General features: G+C 71.5%; 15 protein-coding genes. 12 read left to right on the top strand and 3 right to left on the bottom strand.

Annotation, left to right across the window (positions count from 1 at the left end; all coding sequences use genetic code 11):
• Nucleotides 1–196 precede the first annotated feature (196 nt).
• Complete coding sequence (gene uvrA, locus ACIGA3_RS00840) at nt 197–3241, top strand: excinuclease ABC subunit UvrA (RefSeq protein ID WP_399708801.1); 3045 nt, start codon at nt 197–199, stop codon at nt 3239–3241.
• A gap of 76 nt (nt 3242–3317) precedes the next feature.
• Here the strand turns inward: uvrA and ACIGA3_RS00835 are convergent, their stop codons facing one another.
• Nucleotides 3318–4229, bottom strand: coding sequence for a carbohydrate kinase (locus ACIGA3_RS00835; protein WP_399708798.1), 912 nt, complete (start codon nt 4227–4229; stop codon nt 3318–3320).
• Entirely contained in the window at nt 4226–5341 is a 1116-nt protein-coding gene (locus tag ACIGA3_RS00830) for a LacI family DNA-binding transcriptional regulator (RefSeq protein ID WP_399708795.1), read from the bottom strand. Before ACIGA3_RS00830 ends, ACIGA3_RS00835 begins: the two co-directional genes overlap by 4 nt.
• A 373-nt stretch (nt 5342–5714) precedes the next feature.
• On the opposite strand from ACIGA3_RS00830, the gene ACIGA3_RS00825 reads away from it, so the two are divergent.
• Nucleotides 5715–6137 (top strand): Rieske (2Fe-2S) protein, encoded by a 423-nt coding sequence (locus tag ACIGA3_RS00825; protein ID WP_399708792.1) that lies wholly within the window; start codon nt 5715–5717, stop codon nt 6135–6137.
• Between the two features lie 39 nt (nt 6138–6176).
• Here ACIGA3_RS00825 and ACIGA3_RS00820 read toward each other — a convergent pair whose 3' ends face one another.
• Nucleotides 6177–7124 carry a hypothetical protein gene (locus ACIGA3_RS00820; RefSeq protein ID WP_399708790.1) on the bottom strand — a complete coding sequence of 316 codons (948 nt, stop codon included), beginning with the start codon at nt 7122–7124 and terminating at the stop codon, nt 6177–6179.
• Between the two features lie 314 nt (nt 7125–7438).
• On the opposite strand from ACIGA3_RS00820, the gene uvrC reads away from it, so the two are divergent.
• The 10 genes from uvrC (at nt 7439) to ACIGA3_RS00770 (ending at nt 20182) form a co-directional block, all read left to right on the top strand.
• Nucleotides 7439–9568 (top strand): excinuclease ABC subunit UvrC, encoded by a 2130-nt coding sequence (uvrC, locus tag ACIGA3_RS00815; protein ID WP_399708787.1) that lies wholly within the window; start codon nt 7439–7441, stop codon nt 9566–9568.
• A complete protein-coding gene (rapZ, locus tag ACIGA3_RS00810; RefSeq protein ID WP_399708784.1) occupies nt 9565–10566 on the top strand; it encodes an RNase adapter RapZ in 1002 nt (333 codons plus the stop codon). Before uvrC ends, rapZ begins: the two co-directional genes overlap by 4 nt.
• A complete protein-coding gene (gene yvcK, locus ACIGA3_RS00805; RefSeq protein WP_399708781.1) occupies nt 10563–11657 on the top strand; it encodes a uridine diphosphate-N-acetylglucosamine-binding protein YvcK in 1095 nt (364 codons plus the stop codon). The genes rapZ and yvcK overlap by 4 nt, the downstream gene beginning before the upstream one ends.
• A complete protein-coding gene (gene whiA / locus ACIGA3_RS00800; protein ID WP_388992036.1) occupies nt 11648–12637 on the top strand; it encodes a DNA-binding protein WhiA in 990 nt (329 codons plus the stop codon). The genes yvcK and whiA overlap by 10 nt, the downstream gene beginning before the upstream one ends.
• Nucleotides 12638–12821: 184 nt before the next feature.
• Entirely contained in the window at nt 12822–15797 is a 2976-nt protein-coding gene (locus ACIGA3_RS00795; RefSeq protein WP_399708776.1) for a M14 family zinc carboxypeptidase, read from the top strand.
• 296 nt (nt 15798–16093) lie between these two features.
• Nucleotides 16094–17104, top strand: a complete 1011-nt coding sequence (gap, locus tag ACIGA3_RS00790; RefSeq protein ID WP_399708773.1) for a type I glyceraldehyde-3-phosphate dehydrogenase — start codon at nt 16094–16096, stop codon at nt 17102–17104.
• A gap of 135 nt (nt 17105–17239) precedes the next feature.
• On the top strand, nt 17240–18451 hold the full coding sequence (locus ACIGA3_RS00785) for a phosphoglycerate kinase (RefSeq protein WP_399708770.1): 1212 nt from the start codon (nt 17240–17242) through the stop codon (nt 18449–18451).
• Nucleotides 18452–18457: 6 nt separating this feature from the next.
• Nucleotides 18458–19234: a triose-phosphate isomerase gene (gene tpiA / locus ACIGA3_RS00780; RefSeq protein WP_399708767.1), complete on the top strand. Its 777-nt coding sequence runs from the start codon at nt 18458–18460 to the stop codon at nt 19232–19234.
• A 122-nt stretch (nt 19235–19356) separates the two neighbouring features.
• A complete protein-coding gene (gene secG, locus ACIGA3_RS00775) occupies nt 19357–19593 on the top strand; it encodes a preprotein translocase subunit SecG (RefSeq protein WP_393597368.1) in 237 nt (78 codons plus the stop codon).
• A 253-nt stretch (nt 19594–19846) separates the two neighbouring features.
• Nucleotides 19847–20182, top strand: a complete 336-nt coding sequence (locus ACIGA3_RS00770; protein ID WP_010352468.1) for an RNA polymerase-binding protein RbpA — start codon at nt 19847–19849, stop codon at nt 20180–20182.
• Nucleotides 20183–20262: the final 80 nt, after the last annotated feature.

The raw sequence follows: 20262 nt of genomic DNA, 5'->3' as shown, positions 1-20262 counted from the left end.
CGGGTGAAGGTGATGAACATCCCCCGTAATTCGAAAGCGCGTGCTATATCGTCGAAGGCGGCGTCGGGCATGCTGGATAGCTGGGGATTGTTATGCATCCGGGAATCCGACCGGCGTTGTCAGTGGCTCCCCCTAGGCTCGAAGAAGCACGGGGCCTCGGCCCCTGTCACTTCTCTGAAGAAAGGTGCGGACCGGCGTGGCCGACCGTCTCATCGTCCGTGGCGCGCGCGAGCACAACCTGAAGAATGTCTCGCTCGACCTGCCGCGTGACGCGCTCATCGTCTTCACGGGCCTGTCCGGGTCGGGCAAGTCCTCCCTGGCCTTCGACACCATCTTCGCCGAGGGCCAGCGCCGCTACGTGGAGTCGCTCTCCTCGTACGCCCGCCAGTTCCTCGGGCAGATGGACAAGCCCGACGTCGACTTCATCGAGGGCCTCTCGCCCGCGGTCTCCATCGACCAGAAGTCGACCTCGCGCAACCCGCGCTCCACGGTCGGCACCATCACCGAGGTCTACGACTACCTGCGCCTGCTGTTCGCGCGCATCGGCAAGCCGCACTGCCCCGAGTGCGGGCGCCCGATCGCGCGCCAGTCGCCGCAGGCCATCGTGGACAAGGTGCTGGAGCTTCCCGAGGGCAGCCGCTTCCAGGTCCTCTCCCCGCTCGTGCGCGAGCGCAAGGGCGAGTTCGTCGACCTCTTCGCCGACCTCCAGACCAAGGGCTACTCCCGCGCGCGGGTCGACGGCGAGACCATCCAGCTGTCCGAGCCGCCGACCCTGAAGAAGCAGGAGAAGCACACCATCGAGGTGGTCGTCGACCGCCTCACGGTGAAGGACTCCGCGAAGCGCCGCCTCACCGACTCCGTGGAGACCGCCCTCGGCCTGTCCGGCGGCATGGTCGTGCTCGACTTCGTCGACCTCCCCGAGGACGACCCCGAGCGCGAGCGCATGTTCTCGGAGCACCTGTACTGCACGTACGACGACCTGTCCTTCGAGGAGCTGGAGCCGCGCTCCTTCTCCTTCAACTCGCCCTTCGGCGCCTGCCCCGAGTGCACCGGCATCGGCACGCGCATGGAGGTCGACCCCGAGCTGATCGTCCCGGACGAGGACAAGTCCCTCGACGAGGGCGCCATCCACCCCTGGTCCCACGGCCACACCAAGGACTACTTCGGCCGGCTGATCAACGCCCTCGCGGACGCGCTCGGCTTCCGTACGGACATCCCCTTCGCCGGGCTGCCCCAGCGGGCGAAGAAGGCCCTGCTGTACGGCCACAAGACCCAGATCGAGGTCCGATACCGCAACCGGTACGGCCGGGAGCGGGTGTACACCACGCCGTTCGAGGGCGCGGTGCCCTTCGTCAAGCGGCGGCACAGCGAGGCCGAGAGCGACGCCAGCCGCGAGCGCTTCGAGGGCTACATGCGCGAGGTGCCCTGCCCCTCCTGCGAGGGCACGCGCCTGAAGCCGATCGTCCTCGCGGTCTCGGTCATGGGGAAGTCGATCGCCGAGGTCGCCGCGATGTCGATCAGCGACTGCGCGGACTTCCTGGGCGAGCTGAAGCTGAACGCCCGCGACAAGAAGATCGCCGAACGCGTGCTGAAGGAGGTCAACGAGCGGCTGCGCTTCCTGGTCGACGTCGGCCTGGACTACCTCTCCCTCAACCGCGCGGCGGGCACCCTCTCCGGCGGCGAGGCCCAGCGCATCCGCCTGGCCACCCAGATCGGCTCCGGCCTGGTCGGGGTGCTCTACGTCCTGGACGAGCCGTCCATCGGTCTGCACCAGCGGGACAACCACCGGCTGATCGAGACCCTGGTCCGGCTGCGCGACATGGGCAACACCCTCATCGTGGTCGAGCACGACGAGGACACCATCAAGGTCGCCGACTGGATCGTGGACATCGGTCCGGGCGCAGGTGAGCACGGCGGCAAGGTCGTCCACAGCGGGCACCTCAAGGAGCTGCTCGCCAACACCGAGTCGCAGACCGGCCAGTACCTCTCGGGCCGCAAGTCGATCCCGCTCCCGGACGTCCGCCGGCCCCTCGACCCGTCCCGGCAGCTCGTCGTGCGCGGCGCCCGCGAGAACAACCTCCAGGACATCGACGTGTCCTTCCCGCTGGGTGTGTTCACGGCCGTCACCGGCGTGTCCGGCTCGGGCAAGTCGACCCTGGTCAACGACATCCTCTACACCCACCTGGCCCGCGAGCTGAACGGCGCGCGCAATGTCCCCGGCCGGCACACGCGCGTGGACGGCGACGACCTCGTGGACAAGGTCGTGCACGTCGACCAGTCGCCCATCGGCCGCACCCCACGCTCCAACCCGGCGACGTACACCGGCGTCTTCGACCATGTCCGCAGGCTGTTCGCCGAGACCACCGAGGCGAAGGTGCGGGGCTACCAGCCCGGCCGCTTCTCCTTCAACGTCAAGGGCGGCCGCTGCGAGAACTGCTCGGGCGACGGCACGATCAAGATCGAGATGAACTTCCTCCCGGACGTGTACGTCCCGTGCGAGGTCTGCCACGGCGCCCGGTACAACCGGGAGACCCTGGAGGTCCACTACAAGGGCAAGTCCATCGCCGACGTGCTGAACATGCCGATCGAGGAGGCCACCGACTTCTTCGAGGCCGTGCCCGCCATCTCCCGGCACCTGCGCACCCTGAAGGACGTCGGTCTCGGCTATGTCCGGCTCGGCCAGTCCGCGACCACCCTGTCCGGCGGTGAGGCGCAGCGCGTCAAGCTCGCCAGCGAGCTCCAGAAGCGCTCCACCGGACGCACGGTCTACGTCCTGGACGAGCCGACCACCGGTCTGCACTTCGAGGACATCAGCAAGCTTCTGACGGTCCTCACCGGCCTGGTGGACAAGGGCAACACGGTCGTCGTCATCGAGCACAACCTCGATGTCGTCAAGACCGCCGACTGGGTCATCGACATGGGCCCGGAGGGCGGGGCGGGCGGCGGTCTCGTGGTCGCCGAGGGCACGCCCGAGGAGATCGCGGCGGTTCCGTCCAGCCACACCGGCAAGTTCCTGCGCGAGATCCTCGGCGCCGACCGCGTCAGCGACTCGGGCCCGGTGAAGTCCCCGCGCGCCACGGGTGCGCGGAAGACGGCCAAGTCCGCCGCCACCAAGGCGACGGCGAAGAAGACGGCGGCGAAGGCGGTGACGGCCAAGGCCGACAGCACCGCGACCGGCAAGGCCGCCACGGCCAAGAAGACGGCCGCCAAGAAGGCGACGACGCGGGCCCGCAAGGTCTGACACCGGTTCGCCGGAACCTCGTACGAGCGGCGCCCCGCGGGATGTTCCCGTGGGGCGCCGCTCGCCGTTCATCCGGTCACAGTGCGCCCAGCTCGGCCGCGTACGGGGGCTCCGCGCCCGCGCGTGAGCAGGTGATCGCCGCCGCGCGCGCGGCGAAGCCGAGCAGCCGCCGCCAGCTGTCCGGACCCAGGGCGGCCAGTGCCCGCGCGGACAGCGCGTCCAGGGCGGACAGCCCGTGCAGCAGGGCCGCGTTCACCGTGTCCCCGGCGCCGATGGTGTCCACGACGTCGACCTTCTCGCCGGGTACCCGGTGCTCCGAGCCGTCGGCGGTGAAGACCGTGAGGCCGTCGCCACCCCGCGTGACCACCACGGCCGAGGGGCCCGCGGCCAGCCACTCGCGCGGGGTGCCGCCCAGCCACCGGGCGTCCTCCTCGGACAGCTTCAGCAGCGTCACGGAGGGCAGCCAGCCCCGGAAACGCTTGCGGTAGGCGTCCGCGTCCGGGATCAGTCCCGCCCGGATGTTGGGGTCGAGCGCGGTGAACAGGCCCTGGCCGGCGGCCGACCGCATCAGCTCCTCGTAGGCGCTCGCCCCCGGCTCCAGGACCAGTGAGCAGGTGCCGAAGGACACCGCGCGGGTGCCCTCGGGCAGGGCGGCCGGGGCGGTGAACAGGCGGTCGGCGGTGCCCTCGACGTAGAAGGAGTAGGCCGCCGAGCCGCCGGAGTCGATGGTGGCCACCGCGAGCGTGGTCGGCTCGGGGCCGCGCTGTACGGCGGACACGTCCACCCCGGCCCGCCGCAGGCCGTCGAGCAGGGCCTCGCCGAAGGCGTCGTACGAGGCGCGGGAGGCGAAGGCGGTCGGTGAGCCCAGCCGGCCGAGGGCCACGGCGGTGTTGAACGGGCCGCCGCCGAGCGCCGGTTGGAGGCCGGCCAGGGCGCCACGGCCCTGCGGTACCAGGTCGATCAGTGCCTCACCGGCGACGACGATCACGGGGTGGTTCCCTTCTCGGACTGCGAGGTCGGTTCTGTCCCGCTCCCGGCGTCCGCCGGGGGAGGGGTGTCGGCTTCGCCCGGCCGGGGCTCCGGACATCCGCAGGAGGCGCGATGGACGAAGACACAGGGCAGCCGTACGGTCGTGGCCGCCCGGTCCGGCGCCGCCAGCCGGTCAAGGAGCACCCGGACGGCCTGGGCGCCCAACTCCCGGCTGGGCTGGGCGATCGCGGTGAGCCGGGGTGCGAACAGGTCGGCCCACGCGAAGTCGTCGAAGCAGCACAGGGCGATGTCGCCGGGCACGTCCAGACCGCGTCCTTTGAGAGCCCGCAGGGCGCCGATGGTCATCGCGTTGTTGGCGGTGACCAGTGCCGTGGGCGCACCGGGCAGGGAGAGCAGCGCGTCCGTGGCCCGCTCGGCACCCGTGGACTCGGAGCTGCCGGACACCACGAGTTCCTCGTCGAGGGGGAGCCCCGCCGCGGCGAGCCCCCGCCGGTAACCCGCGATCCGCTCACTGGTGGTGCTGAGCCCCGGCAGCCCGGCGACCAGTCCGATCCGCCGGTGTCCCAGCCCGGCGAGGTGGGTGACCAGCTCGGCCATGGGCCCGGAGTTCTCGGCACAGACCTGATCGAAGGAACCGGCGAGGCCGCCCTCGGGACCGGTGGGCCCGAGCACCCGGTCCAGCAGCACCGTCGGCACGGCCTGGCGACGGAGATACGCGACGAGGCCGCCCGGCTCGGCCGAGGGGGCCACGATCATGCCGTCCACCCGGCGCTCGTGCAGCAGCTGGACGACCTTCAGCTCGTGCTCGGGGTCGTCGTGCGGGTCCGCGATGAGCAGGCTGTAGCCCGCGTCGAGGGCAGCGGCCTCCACGCCTTGCAGGATCTCCGTGAAGTACGGGTTGCTGATCGCCGACACCGCGAGCCCGATGGAACGGGTCCGGGAGGTCACCAGGGAGCGGGCGAGGGAGTTGGGCGTGTAGCCGAGGGCGTCGACGGCGTCCAGCACGGCCTGCCGGGTGTGGGGCAGCACCGGGCGCGTGCCGTTGAGGACGTGGGACACGGTCGCCACGGAGACACCGGCGCTCCGGGCCACGTCGGCCATGGTGGACATCGCGCTTCCCCTCCCACGTGATCCCGTCCACCGGCCGGGGCACGGCCGACGGGTACGGACCCCGGCGACCGCCGCTGGTCCCACGGGCGGGAAGGTATCCCATCGGCCACCCGCGCGTAAACGCTTGCGCAAGCGCTTGCGACGGCTCCGTCACCCGGAAGCGCCCGCACGCGCGGGCGCCCGCGCGTGCGGGCGCCCGGTCGACCCCGCCCGGTCGACCCCGCCCGGTCGACCCCGCCCGGTCGACCCCGCCCGGTCGACCCCGCCCGGTCGACCCCGCCCGGTCCACCCCGCCCGGTCCACCCCGCCCCGATTCCGCCCCCTCCGCCCGGATAAGGTCGCCCTGTACGCCCTCTGACCTGTGGAGACCCCGATGCCCGCCCGATCGTCCGCGAGCCGCCGTACCGTCCTTCGAGGAGCCGCAGTGGCGCCGGTCGCCGGACTCGGTCTGGCCGCCTGCGCCGCTCCGCAGGACCAGGCCGCGTCGGCGGTCACCTCCTCCGTCGACCTGGGGGCCGAGGGCGAGGTGGCCAAGGGCGGGGCCAAGCTCTACCGCGAGCACAACGTGGTGGTCGGCCGGGACGGCGAAGGCGGCCTGAAGGCGTACAGCCTGGTCTGCACGCACGCCGGGTGTGTGATCAACAAACTGCGGGGCACGACCCTGGTCTGCCCCTGCCACGGCAGCGAGTTCGACGCCGTCACCGGCAAGGTGCTCCAGGCGCCGGCGACCGAGCCGCTGGCCGAGCTGCCGGTGAAGGTGTCGGACGGCCGGATCGTCGCGGGCCCGGCCGCCTGACGCAGCGGCTCGGCCCCGCTCAGGGCGCCTGAGCGGGGCTCACTCCCACTCCCAGGCGATCCCCACCGTCCCCGGCCGGACGCGTGGCTCGACCACGTGGACGCTGCGGTGCGGCTCGCTGACCGCCAGTTCCTGTCGTCCCGCGCGGGGCGCGGCCGGGGAGAACTGGGTGAAGCGGTGGCAGCGGGCCGGCAGCGCGGACGCGTCGAAGCGCACCTGGAGCGCGTACTGACCGCCCGGTGAGCCGAAGCGGTGGACGTACTCGTGCGAGGCGCCGGCGGTGCCGTCGGTGATGCCGTACCGGAACAGGAAGGTGTCGCCGGAGCGCAGCCGGGTGCCGAAGAGCAGCTCGGCCACCAGGACGCCGGTCTCCCGGTCCAGCCGGACGCGGCCGGTGCGGCAGTTCTCCAGCGCCTGGACGGCCATGTCGCCCGGACTGCAGCCGGGGTCGCCGTGGTGGACGGCGACGAAGCGGTCCACGCCGTCGCGGTGGGCCCGCACGATGTGCTCGGACTCGCGGCCCGCCAGCTCGCGCCGGCCCCCGATACGGACCCGCTCGTGGTGGCCGAGGGTGTGCATGCCGCCGTCCGGGGACCAGTCCAGCTCCGCCCGGAGCCGGTCCAGTGTGTCGGACGCCTCGATCAGGGAGCGGTAGGAGCGGGGCGCCGGGCGATCGCCGTCGGCCATCTCCGGCGCCTCGGCGAGCAGCCTGATCAGGGACTCCTCGGGCAGCCGGAGGATCTCCTCCAGCGCGCGCACGGCACGCAGCGACTCCGGGCGCTGAGGCCGGCGGGCGCCCTGCTGCCAGTAGCTGAGGCTGGTCACGCCGACCTTCACCCCGTGGCGCGACAGATGGTGCTGCACGCGCTGGAGCGGCAGCCCGCGGGCGGCTATCGCGGCGCGCAGCGCCACATGGAAGGGGCCGCCCCGCAGGGCCGTCTCCAGCTCGGCGGAGGCGAGGTCCGGGTGCTCTGTGACATGCGGCATGCACAGAAGCCTTTCTGTGAGGTGTCACCACGGCTGGTCAGACCGCGGTGCGGGGTCGTGTGCCACCCCGTGGGGCTCCGGGGGCGCGCTCGCTGGCGGGCACGCCGTTCGCGTGCGCCGAGTGCGCGGCCCCGAGTTCCCCCGCATTGAAGCGTGTTGACCAGACCCCGACAACACCCCGGACGGCGCCATGGCCTGGATCGTGACGCCCCCGCGCCCCGGTCGCCACTGTTGTCCACAGGCCGGTACGGCCCCCCGCCACCGTTGTCCACAGGCCCGGCGCGGTGTCGGCGCTCGCCAGTAGGGTGTGAGTCATGGCCGACCCCTCCAGCTACCGCCCCAGGCCGGGCGAGATCCCCGACTCTCCGGGGGTGTACAGGTTCCGGGACGAGCACCGCCGGGTGATCTACGTCGGAAAGGCGAAGAGCCTGCGACAGCGCCTGGCGAACTACTTCCAGGACCTGGTGAACCTGCACCCGCGCACCCGCTCCATGGTCACCACCGCCGCGTCCGTGGAGTGGACCGTGGTGTCCACGGAGGTCGAGGCGCTCCAGCTGGAGTACTCCTGGATCAAGGAGTACGACCCCCGGTTCAACGTCAAGTACCGCGACGACAAGAGCTACCCGTACCTCGCGGTGACCATGAACGACGAGTTCCCGCGCGTGCAGGTGATGCGCGGTCACAAGAAGAAGGGCGTGCGGTACTTCGGCCCGTACGCCCACGCGTGGGCGATCCGGGACACCGTCGACCTGCTGCTGCGCGTCTTCCCCGTGCGCACCTGCTCGGCCGGTGTCTTCAAGAACGCCGAGCGCACCGGCCGCCCCTGCCTGCTCGGGTACATCGGCAAGTGCTCCGCGCCCTGCGTCGGCCGGATCTCGCCGGAGGACCACTACGAGCTGGCCGAGGAGTTCTGCGACTTCATGGCGGGCCGCACCGGCACCTACCTCCGCCGCCTGGAGAAGCAGATGGCCGAGGCGTCCGACGAGATGGAGTACGAGCGGGCCGCCCGCCTGCGCGACGACGTCGGCGCCCTGAAGAAGGCCATGGAGAAGAACGCGGTCGTGCTCGCCGACGCGACCGACGCCGACCTCATCGCCGTCGCCGAGGACGAGCTGGAAGCCGCCGTCCAGATCTTCCACGTGCGCGGCGGCCGGGTGCGCGGCCAGCGTGGCTGGGTCACCGACAAGGTCGAGGAGATCACCACCGCCGCCCTGGTCGAGCACGCCCTCCAGCAGCTGTACGGGGAGGAGACCGGGGACGCCGTCCCCAAGGAGGTGCTGGTCCCGGCGCTGCCCGACCCGGTGGAGCCGGTCCAGGAGTGGCTGACCGGCCGGCGCGGGGCGAACGTCTCGCTGCGCATCCCGCAGCGCGGCGACAAGAAGGCGCTGATGGAGACCGTCCAGCGCAACGCCCAGCAGGCCCTCGTCCTGCACAAGACCAAGCGCGCCTCCGACCTCACCACCCGCTCGCGCGCGCTGGAGGAGATCGCCGACGCCCTCGACCTGGACAGCGCCCCGCTGCGGATCGAGTGCTACGACATCTCCCACCTCCAGGGCGACGACGTGGTGGCCTCCATGGTCGTCTTCGAGGACGGCCTCCAGCGCAAGAACGAGTACCGCCGCTTCCAGATCAAGGGCTTCGCCGGCCAGGACGACGTCCGCTCCATGCACGAGGTGATCACCCGCCGCTTCCGCCGCTACCTGGCGGAGAAGGAGAAGTCCGGCGAGTGGGCGGGCGCCGAGGACACCCCGGTGAACGGCACGCCCGGCCCCGCCGACGCCGTCACGCTCGGTGCTCCGGCCGTCGCTCCGGCCGTCGGGGAGGACGACGGACTCATCGGGCCCAAGGACGACGACGGCCGCCCCAGGAAGTTCGCCTACCCGCCCCAGCTCGTCGTGGTCGACGGCGGACGCCCGCAGGTCGCCGCCGCCCGGCGCGCGCTGGACGAGCTGGGCATCGACGACATCGCCGTGTGCGGCCTCGCCAAGCGCCTGGAAGAGGTCTGGGTGCCCGGCGAGGAGGACCCCGTGGTGCTGCCCCGCAGCAGCGAGGGCCTCTACCTCCTCCAGCGCGTGCGCGACGAGGCCCACCGCTTCGCCATCACCTACCAGCGCGCCAAACGCGCCAAGCGGCTGCGCAGCGGCCCGCTGGACGAGGTGCCCGGCCTCGGCGAGACCCGCAAGCAGGCCCTCATCAAGCACTTCGGCTCGGTCAAGCGGCTGCGCGCCGCCACACTCGAACAGATCCAGGAAGTACCCGGCATAGGCCGGAAGACGGCCGAGACCATCGCGGTGGCGCTCGCCCGTTCGGCCCCGGCCGCACCCGCCGTGAACACGGCGACCGGAGAGATCATTGAGGAAGAGGAACCCGACACGACGGGCGGTTCCTCCGGAGAGCCCGTGAGCGCGGGCCTCCCGGACGACCGACGGGGGCAGCAGACATGACCGAGCACGAGGCACGGCCCACGGCCCAGCGGCCGGGCACACACGCGGCGACGGACGACAGCCCGCCACGGGCAGCGGAACAGGACAACGGAGCACAGGTGAGTACGGACGTCACGCCGGCAGCGGCCAACGAAGCGCCCATCCCCGAGCTGGTGATCATCTCCGGCATGTCCGGAGCGGGCCGCTCGACGGCCGCGAAGTGTCTGGAGGACCTCGGCTGGTTCGTCGTCGACAACCTCCCGCCCGCCCTGATCCCCACCATGGTGGAGCTGGGCGCCCGCTCCCAGGGCAACGTGGCGCGGATCGCGGTCGTCGTGGACGTGCGCGGCCGCCGATTCTTCGACAACCTGCGCGAATCCCTCGCCGACCTCGACAGCCGGGGCGTCACCCGGCGGATCGTCTTCCTGGAGTCCTCCGAGGACGCCCTGGTGCGCCGCTTCGAGTCGGTGCGCCGCCCGCACCCCCTCCAGGGCGACGGCCGCATCGTGGACGGCATCGCCGCCGAGCGCGAACTGCTGCGCGAGCTGCGCGGCGACGCCGACCTGGTCATCGACACCTCCAGCCTCAACGTGCACGAACTGCGCGCCAAGATGGACGCCCAGTTCGCCGGCGACGAGGAGCCCGAGCTGCGGGCCACCGTGATGTCCTTCGGCTTCAAGTACGGCCTGCCGGTCGACGCCGACCTGGTTGCGGACATGCGGTTCCTGCCCAACCCGCACTGGGTGCCGGAACTGCGCCCCTTCACCGGGGTCAACGAGGAGGTCGCCTCCTACGTCTTCAACCAGCCCGGCGCCAAGGAGTTCCTCGACCGGTACGCCGAACTGCTCCGGCTGATCGCGGCCGGATACCGCCGCGAGGGCAAGCGGTACGTGACCATCGCCATCGGCTGTACGGGCGGCAAGCACCGCTCGGTCGCCATGTCGGAGAAGCTCGCCGCGCGCCTCGCGGCGGAGGGCGTGGAGACGGTGGTCGTGCACCGGGACATGGGACGCGAATGACGGAGCGTGCACGGCGGCTGCGCGCCCTGCGCCGCGTGGTCCCCGAGGGGCGCCTGAGCCGCGCCACCGCCGAGGCCCGCGCGGCCCGTCCCGTCGAGGCCCGTGGCGCGCGGCCCCGCAGGCGCGGGGCCCAGCCCAAGGTGGTCGCCCTCGGCGGCGGCATGGGGCTGTCCGCCTCGCTCGCCGCGCTGCGCCGGATCACCGGTGACCTCACCGCCGTGGTCACGGTCGCCGACGACGGCGGCTCCAGCGGACGCCTGCGCGACGAGCTGGGCGTGCTGCCGCCCGGCGATCTCCGCAAGGCGCTGGCCGCGCTGTGCGGGGACGACGACTGGGGCCAGACCTGGGCCCGTGTCATCCAGCACCGCTTCCAGTCCCAGGGCGACCTGCACGACCACGCGGTCGGCAATGTGCTGATCGTCGCCCTGTGGGAGCAGCTCGGCGACCATGTACAGGCGCTGGACCTGGTCGGCAGGCTGCTCGGCGCGCACGGCCGGGTGCTGCCCATGTCCGCGGTGCCGCTGGAGTTGCAGGCCCTGGTCAAGGGACACGACCCGGAGCGCCCGGAGGACGTGGACACCGTCCGGGGGCAGGCGACGGTCGCGCTGACGCCGGGCGAGGTGCAGTCGGTGCACCTGGTGCCCTCCGACCCGCCCGCCGTGCCGGAGGCGGTCGAAGCGGTGCTCGACGCGGACTGGGTGGTGCTCGGGCCGGGCTCCTGGTTCTCCTCGGTCATCCCGCATCTGCTCGTGCCCGAACTGCTGGACGCGCTCACCGAGACCAAGGCGCGCCGGGTGCTCTCCTTGAACCTCGCCCCGCAGCCCGGCGAAACAGAGGGCTTCTCCCCGCAGCGTCATTTGGAGGTTTTGGGGCGACACGCCCCTAAACTCGCCCTGGACGTGGTGCTGGCCGACGAGGCGGCCGTGCCCGACCGCGATTCGCTCACCGAGGCCGCCAAGCGGCTGGGAGCCGCGGTCGAGCTGGCGCCGGTGGCCCGGACCGACGGAACTCCCCGGCACGATCCGGAGCTGCTGGCCGCCGCGTACGACCGTATTTTTCGGATGCATGGAAGGATCGGCCCATGGCGATGACGGCAGCGGTGAAGGACGAGATCTCCCGGCTCCCCGTCACCCGGACCTGCTGCAGAAAGGCGGAGGTCTCCGCCATTCTGCGGTTCGCCGGCGGCCTTCACCTGGTGAGCGGGCGCATTGTGATCGAGGCGGAGCTGGACACCGCGATGGCGGCCCGGCGCCTCAAGAGGGACATCCTGGAGATCTTCGGCCACAGTTCCGAGCTGATCGTGATGGCGCCCGGCGGGCTGCGGCGCGGCTCGCGCTATGTGGTGCGGGTCGTGGCGGGCGGCGACCAGCTGGCCCGGCAGACCGGGCTCGTGGACGGCCGGGGCCGCCCGATCCGGGGCCTGCCCCCGCAGGTGGTGTCCGGCGCCACCTGCGACGCCGAGGCCGCCTGGCGCGGAGCCTTCCTGGCACACGGTTCGCTCACCGAGCCCGGCCGGTCCTCCTCGCTGGAGGTGACCTGCCCCGGCCCCGAGGCCGCGCTCGCGCTGGTCGGCGCCGCCCGCAGGCTGTCGATCGCGGGGAAGGCCCGCGAGGTGCGGGGCGTGGACCGGGTCGTCGTCCGTGACGGCGACGCCATCGGTGCCCTGCTCACCCGTCTCGGCGCGCACGAGTCGGTGCTGGCCTGGGAGGAGCGCCGGATGCGGCGTGAGGTCCGCGCGACCGCCAACCGGCTCGCCAACTTCGACGACGCCAACCTGCGCCGCTCGGCGCGGGCTGCCGTGGCCGCCGGGGCGCGGGTGCAGCGGGCGCTGGAGATCCTGGGCGAGGAGGTGCCGGAGCACCTCGCGGCCGCCGGGCGGCTGCGCATGGAGCACAAGCAGGCGTCCCTGGAGGAGCTGGGCGCGCTCGCCGACCCGCCGCTGACCAAGGACGCGGTCGCCGGACGTATCCGCCGGCTGCTGGCGATGGCCGACAAGCGCGCCTCCGACCTGGGCATCCCCAGCACCGAGGCCAACCTCTCGGAGGAGCTGGCGGACAACCTCGTCGGCTGAGCCGCGAGAGCTACGAGGGCCGTAAGAGCCGTAGGAAGCGCCGTGCGGACGCCGGTGCCGCCGCCCGTTCGGGTGGTCGGTACCGGCGTTTCGCGTGTCCTTGGGGCGCTCTTGACTCGATCATGCAGTGACATGAGCCTGGCAACCTGTTCGCCACTGTGGCGGACCACCGCGAGGGGGGTTCATGAGACACGGAGCGAGACCCGCAGCCAGACCCGGAGCCAGGGCGGTCCTCGCCGTCGGGGCGCTGCTGGCCGGAGCGGCCTGCCTCACGCCCGTCGCCCAGGCGCGGGACACTGCGCCCGCCGCCGGCGGAGATGAGGTCAAGGTGTTCCGGGCCGAGGTGACCCGCGCCCAGGTGCCCCTGCTGCTCAGGGCCGGGCAGGACGCCCACGAGCTGGGGGAACGGGTGGCCGCGCGCGGCCGGACCGCCGTCGAGGTCTACCTCACCGACCGCCAGGCCCGCCGGCTCGGCGAGCAGGGCGTCCGCCTCACCGAGCACATCCTGGCGACCGGCGCGAACAAGCGGGTCGCGGCCGCCGCCCAGGGCGTGTTCCGGCCGTACAGCGGCGGTGGCGGGCTCAAGGAGGAGCTCCTGCGGACCGCGCGGGAGAACCCCGGCCTCGCCAAGGTCGAGTCCATCGGCCGTACGGTGGGCGGTCAGGACATCCTCGCGCTCAAGGTCACCAGGAACGCCCGGACCTCGAAGGACGGCTCCCGGCCCGCCGTGCTGTACATGTCCAACCAGCACGCGCGCGAGTGGATCACCCCGGAGATGACCCGGCGCCTGATGCACCACTATCTGGACAACTACCGGTCGGACAAACGGATCAGGAAGCTCGTGGACACGACCGAGCTGTGGTTCGTGCTGTCCGCGAACCCCGACGGCTACGACTACACCTTCCGCGACTCCGGCACCCGGCTGTGGCGGAAGAACCTGCGCGACATCAACGGCGACGGTGTCATCGGCACCGGGGACGGCGTCGACCTCAACCGCAACTTCGCCTACAAGTGGGGCTACGACGACGAGGGTTCGTCCCCCAACCCCGCGAGCCAGACCTACCGCGGCCCGAGCGCGGGCTCGGAGCCCGAGACGAAGGCGCTGGACGCGCTGGAGAAGCGCGTCCGGTTCGCGTACGGCATCAACTACCACTCCGCCGCGGAACTCCTCCTCTACGGCGTCGGCTGGCAGGTCGCCACCGACACCCCCGACGACGTCCTCTACAAGGCGCTGGCCGGAACCCCCGACAACCCGGCGATCTCCGGCTACCGCTCCCAGGTCTCCTCGGAGCTGTACACCACCAACGGCGAGGCCGACGGGCAGGCCGCCAACGTCAACGGCATGGCGATGTTCACCCCCGAGATGTCCACCTGCGAGAGCGCCGCCGAGTCCGACCCGGACGACGCCTGGAACCCCGACGACTGCCGCTCGGTCTTCACCTTCCCGGACGACGAGAAGCTGATCCAGCGGGAGTTCGAGAAGAACGTGCCGTTCGCGGTGTCCGTCGCCGAGACCGCCGCCCACCCCGACCGGCCCGTCTCCACCGTCGGCCTGAGCGCCCCCGACTTCACCCCGGCCACGTTCACCACCTCCTACGCGCGGGGCGGCGGCCAGCAGGTCTCCGTCGTCGCCCGCAAGGCGGTCCGGAACAAGCGGCTGGTGTACCGCGTCAACGGCGGGCGGACGCACGAGCGGACCCTGCGCCCCTGGAAGGGCGGCGAGACCTACGGCGGCGACGACAACCTCCACTTCGACCAGTACCGCGCCGAGGTGCCCGGCGGAAAGCCCGGAGACCGGGTCGAGGTGTGGTCCACCGGAACCGGCCGCGACGGACGGAAGACGGCCGGCCCGCACTTCACCTACACCGTCGCCGACCGGGGCACCGCCGACACCCTCGTCGTCGCCGAAGAGGGCGCGACCGCGACCCGGACCCGCGCCTACACCGATGCCCTGAAGGCGGCCGGGCGCAGGCCCCTGGTGTGGGACACCGCCCGGCGCGGCGCCCCCGACGCCCTCGGCGTGCTCGGCCACTTCCGCACCGTCGTGCACTACTCCGGCCCCGACGGACCAGGCAACGCCACCCAGCTCCAGCTGCGCGCCCACCTCAACGAGGGCGGCAAGCTGATCGAGGCCGGCGAGGGCGCCGGAGGCGACGTGGACCTCGGCGGCGGCAACCTCTCCGACGACTTCAGCCAGTACTACCTGGGCGCCTACAGCCGGACCGCCACCAAGGGCGTCACCGGAATCACCGGCACCGGCGCGCTGACCGGCGTCTCCGCCGCGCTCGGGGACGCGCCCGGCAACCCGCTCGACGCGGCCGGCGCCTACGGCGTCACCTCGGACGAGCTGCCCGCCGCGCAGTACCCCCGGTTCCGCAGCGCGGGCGCGGGCCGCTTCGCCGGTGCCGTCAGCCCGTACGGGCCGTACGCGGGCTCGTACATGGCCGCCGCGGTGCACACCGACGACGCCTACAAGCGCCTCACCCGCACCATCGACCTCACCGGTGTCAGCGCCGCCGACCGGCCCGCGTTCGGCACCCGGCTGCTGTGGGACACCGAGCGCGGCTACGACCACGCGGTGGTGGAGGTCCACACCGTCGGCGCCGACGACTGGACGACCCTCCCGGAGGCGGGCGGGGCCACCAGCCCGGCCGTGCCCGCCGAGTGCGGGGCCGGGTTCCTCGTCGAGGAGCACCCCTGGCTCCGGCACTACCTGACGCTCTCGGGCAACGACTGCACGGCCACCGGTACCAGCGGCCAGTGGCACAGCCTCACCGGCCGGTCGGCGGGCTGGCAGCGGGTGGACTTCGACCTGAGCGCCTATGCGGGCAAGTCGGTCGAACTCTCCGTCTCCTACATCACCGACCCCGGCACCGGCGGCCACGGAGTGCTCGCCGACGACGCCTCGCTCGTCATGGGCGGCAACGCGAAGGAGACGGAAGGGTTCGAGACCTCCCTCGGGCCCTGGCGCGCCTCCGGACCCCCGGCCGGGAGCCCGGCGGTGCTGAAGGACTGGACCCGCACCGGCGCCCTCTTCCAGACCTATGGAGCGGTCACCACCGACGACACCGTGCTGCTCGGATTCGGCCTGGAACAGGTGGTGTCGGCGGCCGAACGGACCGCCCTCGTCCGCAAGGCGCTGGGCGCACTCGACAGGTGAGCGAGACCCCCTCTCAAGGGTGCGCGGAACGGCCCCGCATCAGGTGAGCCAACCCGCTCACGAACGAGTGAAAAGCGCGTCGGCGGTGCCCGTCATTCCCTGACAAACAGGGGTGAAATCACCGCCGTTCCGGGGCGGTCCGTACCCTACTGACGGGTACGGAACGCCTGCCCGTGTATGCGCCATCTCGATGTCACCCCCGGGGCCTGGGAGGGGTAGGGTCGGGGTTGGTCGGGGACATCCCAAATACAGCTCGCCGGCACCGCATAGCCGGCGTACCACGAGGAGATCGGTTCGTGACGATCCGCGTAGGCATCAACGGCTTCGGCCGCATCGGGCGTAACTACTTCCGCGCACTGCTGGAGCAGGGTGCGGACATCGAGGTTGTGGCTGTCAACGACCTGGGTGACACCGCGACCACGGCGCACCTGCTCAAGTACGACACCATCCTGGGCCGCCTCAAGGCCGAGGTCACCCACACCGACGACACCATCACGGTCGACGGTCACACCATCAAGGTGCTCTCCGAGCGCAACCCCGCGGACATCCCGTGGGGCGAGCTGGGCGTCGACATCGTCATCGAGTCGACCGGCATCTTCACCAAGCGCGACGACGCCGCCAAGCACCTGGCCGGCGGCGCCAAGAAGGTCCTCATCTCGGCTCCGGCCAAGGACGAGGACATCACCATCGTCATGGGCGTCAACCAGGACAAGTACGACCCGGCGAAGGACCACGTCATCTCCAACGCCTCGTGCACCACCAACTGTGTGGCGCCGATGGCGAAGGTGCTGGACGAGAACTTCGGCATCGTCAGCGGTCTGATGACCACGGTGCACGCGTACACCAACGACCAGCGCATCCTTGACTTCCCGCACAAGGACCTGCGCCGCGCCCGTGCCGCCGCCGAGAACATCATCCCGACCACCACCGGTGCCGCCAAGGCCACCGCGCTGGTCCTGCCGCAGCTCAAGGGCAAGCTGGACGGCATCGCGATGCGCGTCCCGGTCCCGACCGGCTCGGCCACCGACCTGGTCGTGGAACTCCAGCGCGAGGTCACCAAGGACGAGGTCAACGCCGCGTTCAAGAAGGCGTCCGAGGACGGCTCCCTGAAGGGCTTCCTCTCCTACACCGAGGACGAGATCGTCTCCTCCGACATCGTCGGCGACCCGGCCTCCTGCACCTTCGACTCGTCCCTGACCATGGTCCAGGACGGCAACACGGTGAAGATCCTCGGCTGGTACGACAACGAGTGGGGCTACTCCAACCGCCTCGTGGACCTGACGTCCTTCGTCGGCGAGCAGCTCTGATCCGACACAGCAGGACCTCGAAGTGAGAGCAGGGCTCGGGCAGCGCACGGCCGCGCTGTCCGGGCCCTGTCTCACGCACGGACCACGCCCTCTTACGATCAGGGGCACCACGAGCCCTCCTCAGGAGTCCACTCAATGAAGACGATCGACGAACTTCTCGCCGACGGCGTGAGCGGCAAGCGGGTCTTCGTCCGCGCCGACCTCAACGTGCCGCTGGCCGACGGGACCATCACCGACGACGGACGTATCCGTGCCGTCCTGCCCACCATCAAGGCCCTCGCGGACGCGGGCGCCGAGGTGGTCGTCGCCTCCCACCTGGGCCGCCCCAAGGGTGCCCCGGACCCGGCCTACTCGCTGCTCCCCGTCGCCGAGCGCCTCGCCGAACTCCTCGGTGCCCCGGTCGCCTTCGCCCAGGACACCGTCGGCCCCGCCGCCCACGCCGCCGTCGACGGCCTGGAGCCCGGCCAGGTCGCGGTCATCGAGAACCTGCGCTTCAACCCCGGCGAGACCTCCAAGGACGACGCCGAGCGCGGCGAGTTCGCCGACCAGCTGGCCGCCCTCGCCGATGTGTACGTGGGCGACGGCTTCGGCGCCGTGCACCGCAAGCACGCCTCGGTCTACGACCTCCCGGCCCGGCTGCCGCACTACGCCGGCTACCTGATCGCCCGCGAGGTCGGCGTCCTGAAGAAGCTCACCGACGACGTCAAGCGCCCCTACGTCGTCGTCCTCGGCGGCGCCAAGGTCTCCGACAAGCTCGCCGTCATCGACGAACTCCTCGGCAAGGCCGACCGGCTGCTCATCGGCGGCGGCATGGCCTACACCTTCCTCAAGGCCAAGGGCCACGAGGTCGGCATCTCCCTTCTCCAGGAGGACCAGATCCCGGTCGTCGAGGAGTACATGGAGCGCGCCGAGAAGAGCGGCGTGGAGCTGGTCCTGCCCGTCGACGTCCTGGTCTCCCCGGAGTTCCCGGACCTGAAGACCAAGGCCCCCTCCCGGCACACCGTGGTCGACGCGGACAAGATCCCCGCCGACCAGGAGGGCCTGGACATCGGCCCGAAGACCCGCGAGCTGTACGCCTCGAAGCTCGGTGACGCCGAGACCGTCTTCTGGAACGGTCCGATGGGCGTCTTCGAGCACCCCGACTACGCCGAGGGCACCAAGGCGGTCGCCCAGGCCCTCGTCGACTCCGACGGCTTCAGCGTCGTCGGCGGCGGTGACTCCGCCGCCGCCGTGCGTACGCTCGGCTTCGACGAGAACGCATTCGGCCACATCTCGACCGGCGGCGGCGCCTCCCTCGAATACCTCGAGGGCAAGACGCTCCCCGGTCTCGCCGCACTGGAGGACTGACCCCGCATGACCACTCGCACGCCGATCATGGCGGGTAACTGGAAGATGAACCTCAACCACCTCGAGGCCATCGCGCACGTCCAGAAGCTCGCCTTCGCCCTGGCCGACAAGGACTACGAGGCCGTCGAGGTCGCCGTCCTGCCGCCCTTCACCGACCTGCGCTCCGTGCAGACCCTGGTCGACGGCGACAAGCTCAAGATCAAGTACGGCGCCCAGGACATCTCCCAGCACGACTCCGGCGCCTACACCGGCGAGATCTCCGGCCCGATGCTGGCCAAGCTGAAGTGCTCCTACGTGCTCGCCGGCCACTCCGAGCGCCGCCAGTACCACCACGAGACGGACGACGTGGTGAACGCGAAGGTCAAGGCCGCCTTCAAGAACGGCCTCACCCCGATCCTGTGCGTCGGCGAGGAGCTGGACGTCCGCGAGGCCGGCGACCACGTCGCCCACACCCTCGCCCAGGTCGAGGGCGGCCTGAAGGACGTCCCGGCCGAGCAGGCCGAGACCGTCGTGATCGCCTACGAGCCCGTGTGGGCCATCGGCACCGGCAAGGTCTGCGGCTCCGAGGACGCGCAGGAGGTCTGCGGCGCGATCCGGGGCAAGCTCGCCGAGCTGTACACCCAGGACATCGCCGACAAGATCCGCATCCAGTACGGCGGCTCCGTGAAGTCCGGCAACGTCGCCGAGATCATGGCCAAGCCGGACATCGACGGCGCCCTGGTGGGCGGCGCGTCGCTGGACACGGACGAGTTCGTCAAGATCGTTCGGTTCCGCGATCAGTGATGAGGGCCGCGAGTAGGCGGTAGCGGCGATACGTCGTACTCTTGCGGGGGCATGGCCATGGTGTCGTGCCCCCGTCGTCCATCCGAATCCGTCCGTCCGAATCCGAGGAAGTTGGTCCAGCCGTGGTTTTGGGGTTCTCGATCGCCCTGATCGTCTTCAGCCTGCTGCTGATGCTGCTGGTGCTGATGCACAAGGGGAAGGGCGGCGGCCTCTCCGACATGTTCGGTGGTGGCATGCAGTCCTCCGTGGGCGGCTCCTCGGTCGCCGAGCGCAACCTCGACCGCATCACGGTCGTGATCGCCGCGCTCTGGTTCGCCTCCATCATCGTGCTCGGCCTGCTCATGAAGTCGAGCGGCTGACCGAAGCCGAGGCCGGGCGGGGCACGCGTAACAGCCGCGGCGCCCCGCACACCCCACAAGTGCATACATTCCACACGTAAAGCCCCATGTTCGGTACGCGCTCACGAGCGCGGCCTATCATGGGGCTTGCGTCTGGGCGGGGGCGGTACCTCCCATCACTGGACGCGCGTTGGGCCTTACGTAGACTGAGGCGCTCGCGGCGAAGCGATAGGCCGACCTGCTTCGCGGCACCATCACGCAGGGAGTTACGACCGTGGCAAGTGGCAACGCGATCCGGGGAAGCCGGGTCGGTGCGGGGCCGATGGGCGAGGCCGAGCGTGGCGAGTCCGCCCCGCGTCTGCGCATCTCCTTCTGGTGCTCCAACGGGCACGAGACCCAGCCGAGCTTCGCCAGCGACGCGCAGGTCCCCGACACCTGGGACTGCCCGCGCTGCGGCTTCCCGGCCGGTCAGGACCGGGACAACCCGCCGGCCCCGCCGCGCACCGAGCCCTACAAGACGCACCTCGCCTATGTGCGAGAGCGGCGCAGCGACGCGGACGGCGAGGCGATCCTCGCCGAGGCGCTCGCCAAACTGCGGGGCGAGATCTAGGAGTTGACACCGGCCGGGACCCGAGGGGGTGTCCGGCCGGAGCTGTCCCGTCCCCAGCCCGACCCCCGTTGTCAGTGGTG

This window comes from Streptomyces sp. NPDC085596 (genome assembly GCF_044541565.1).
Classification (GTDB): Bacteria; Actinomycetota; Actinomycetes; order Streptomycetales; family Streptomycetaceae; genus Streptomyces.
The sequence above is the reverse complement of the archived record's forward strand: the minus strand, read 5'-3'. Positions and strand labels throughout refer to the sequence as shown.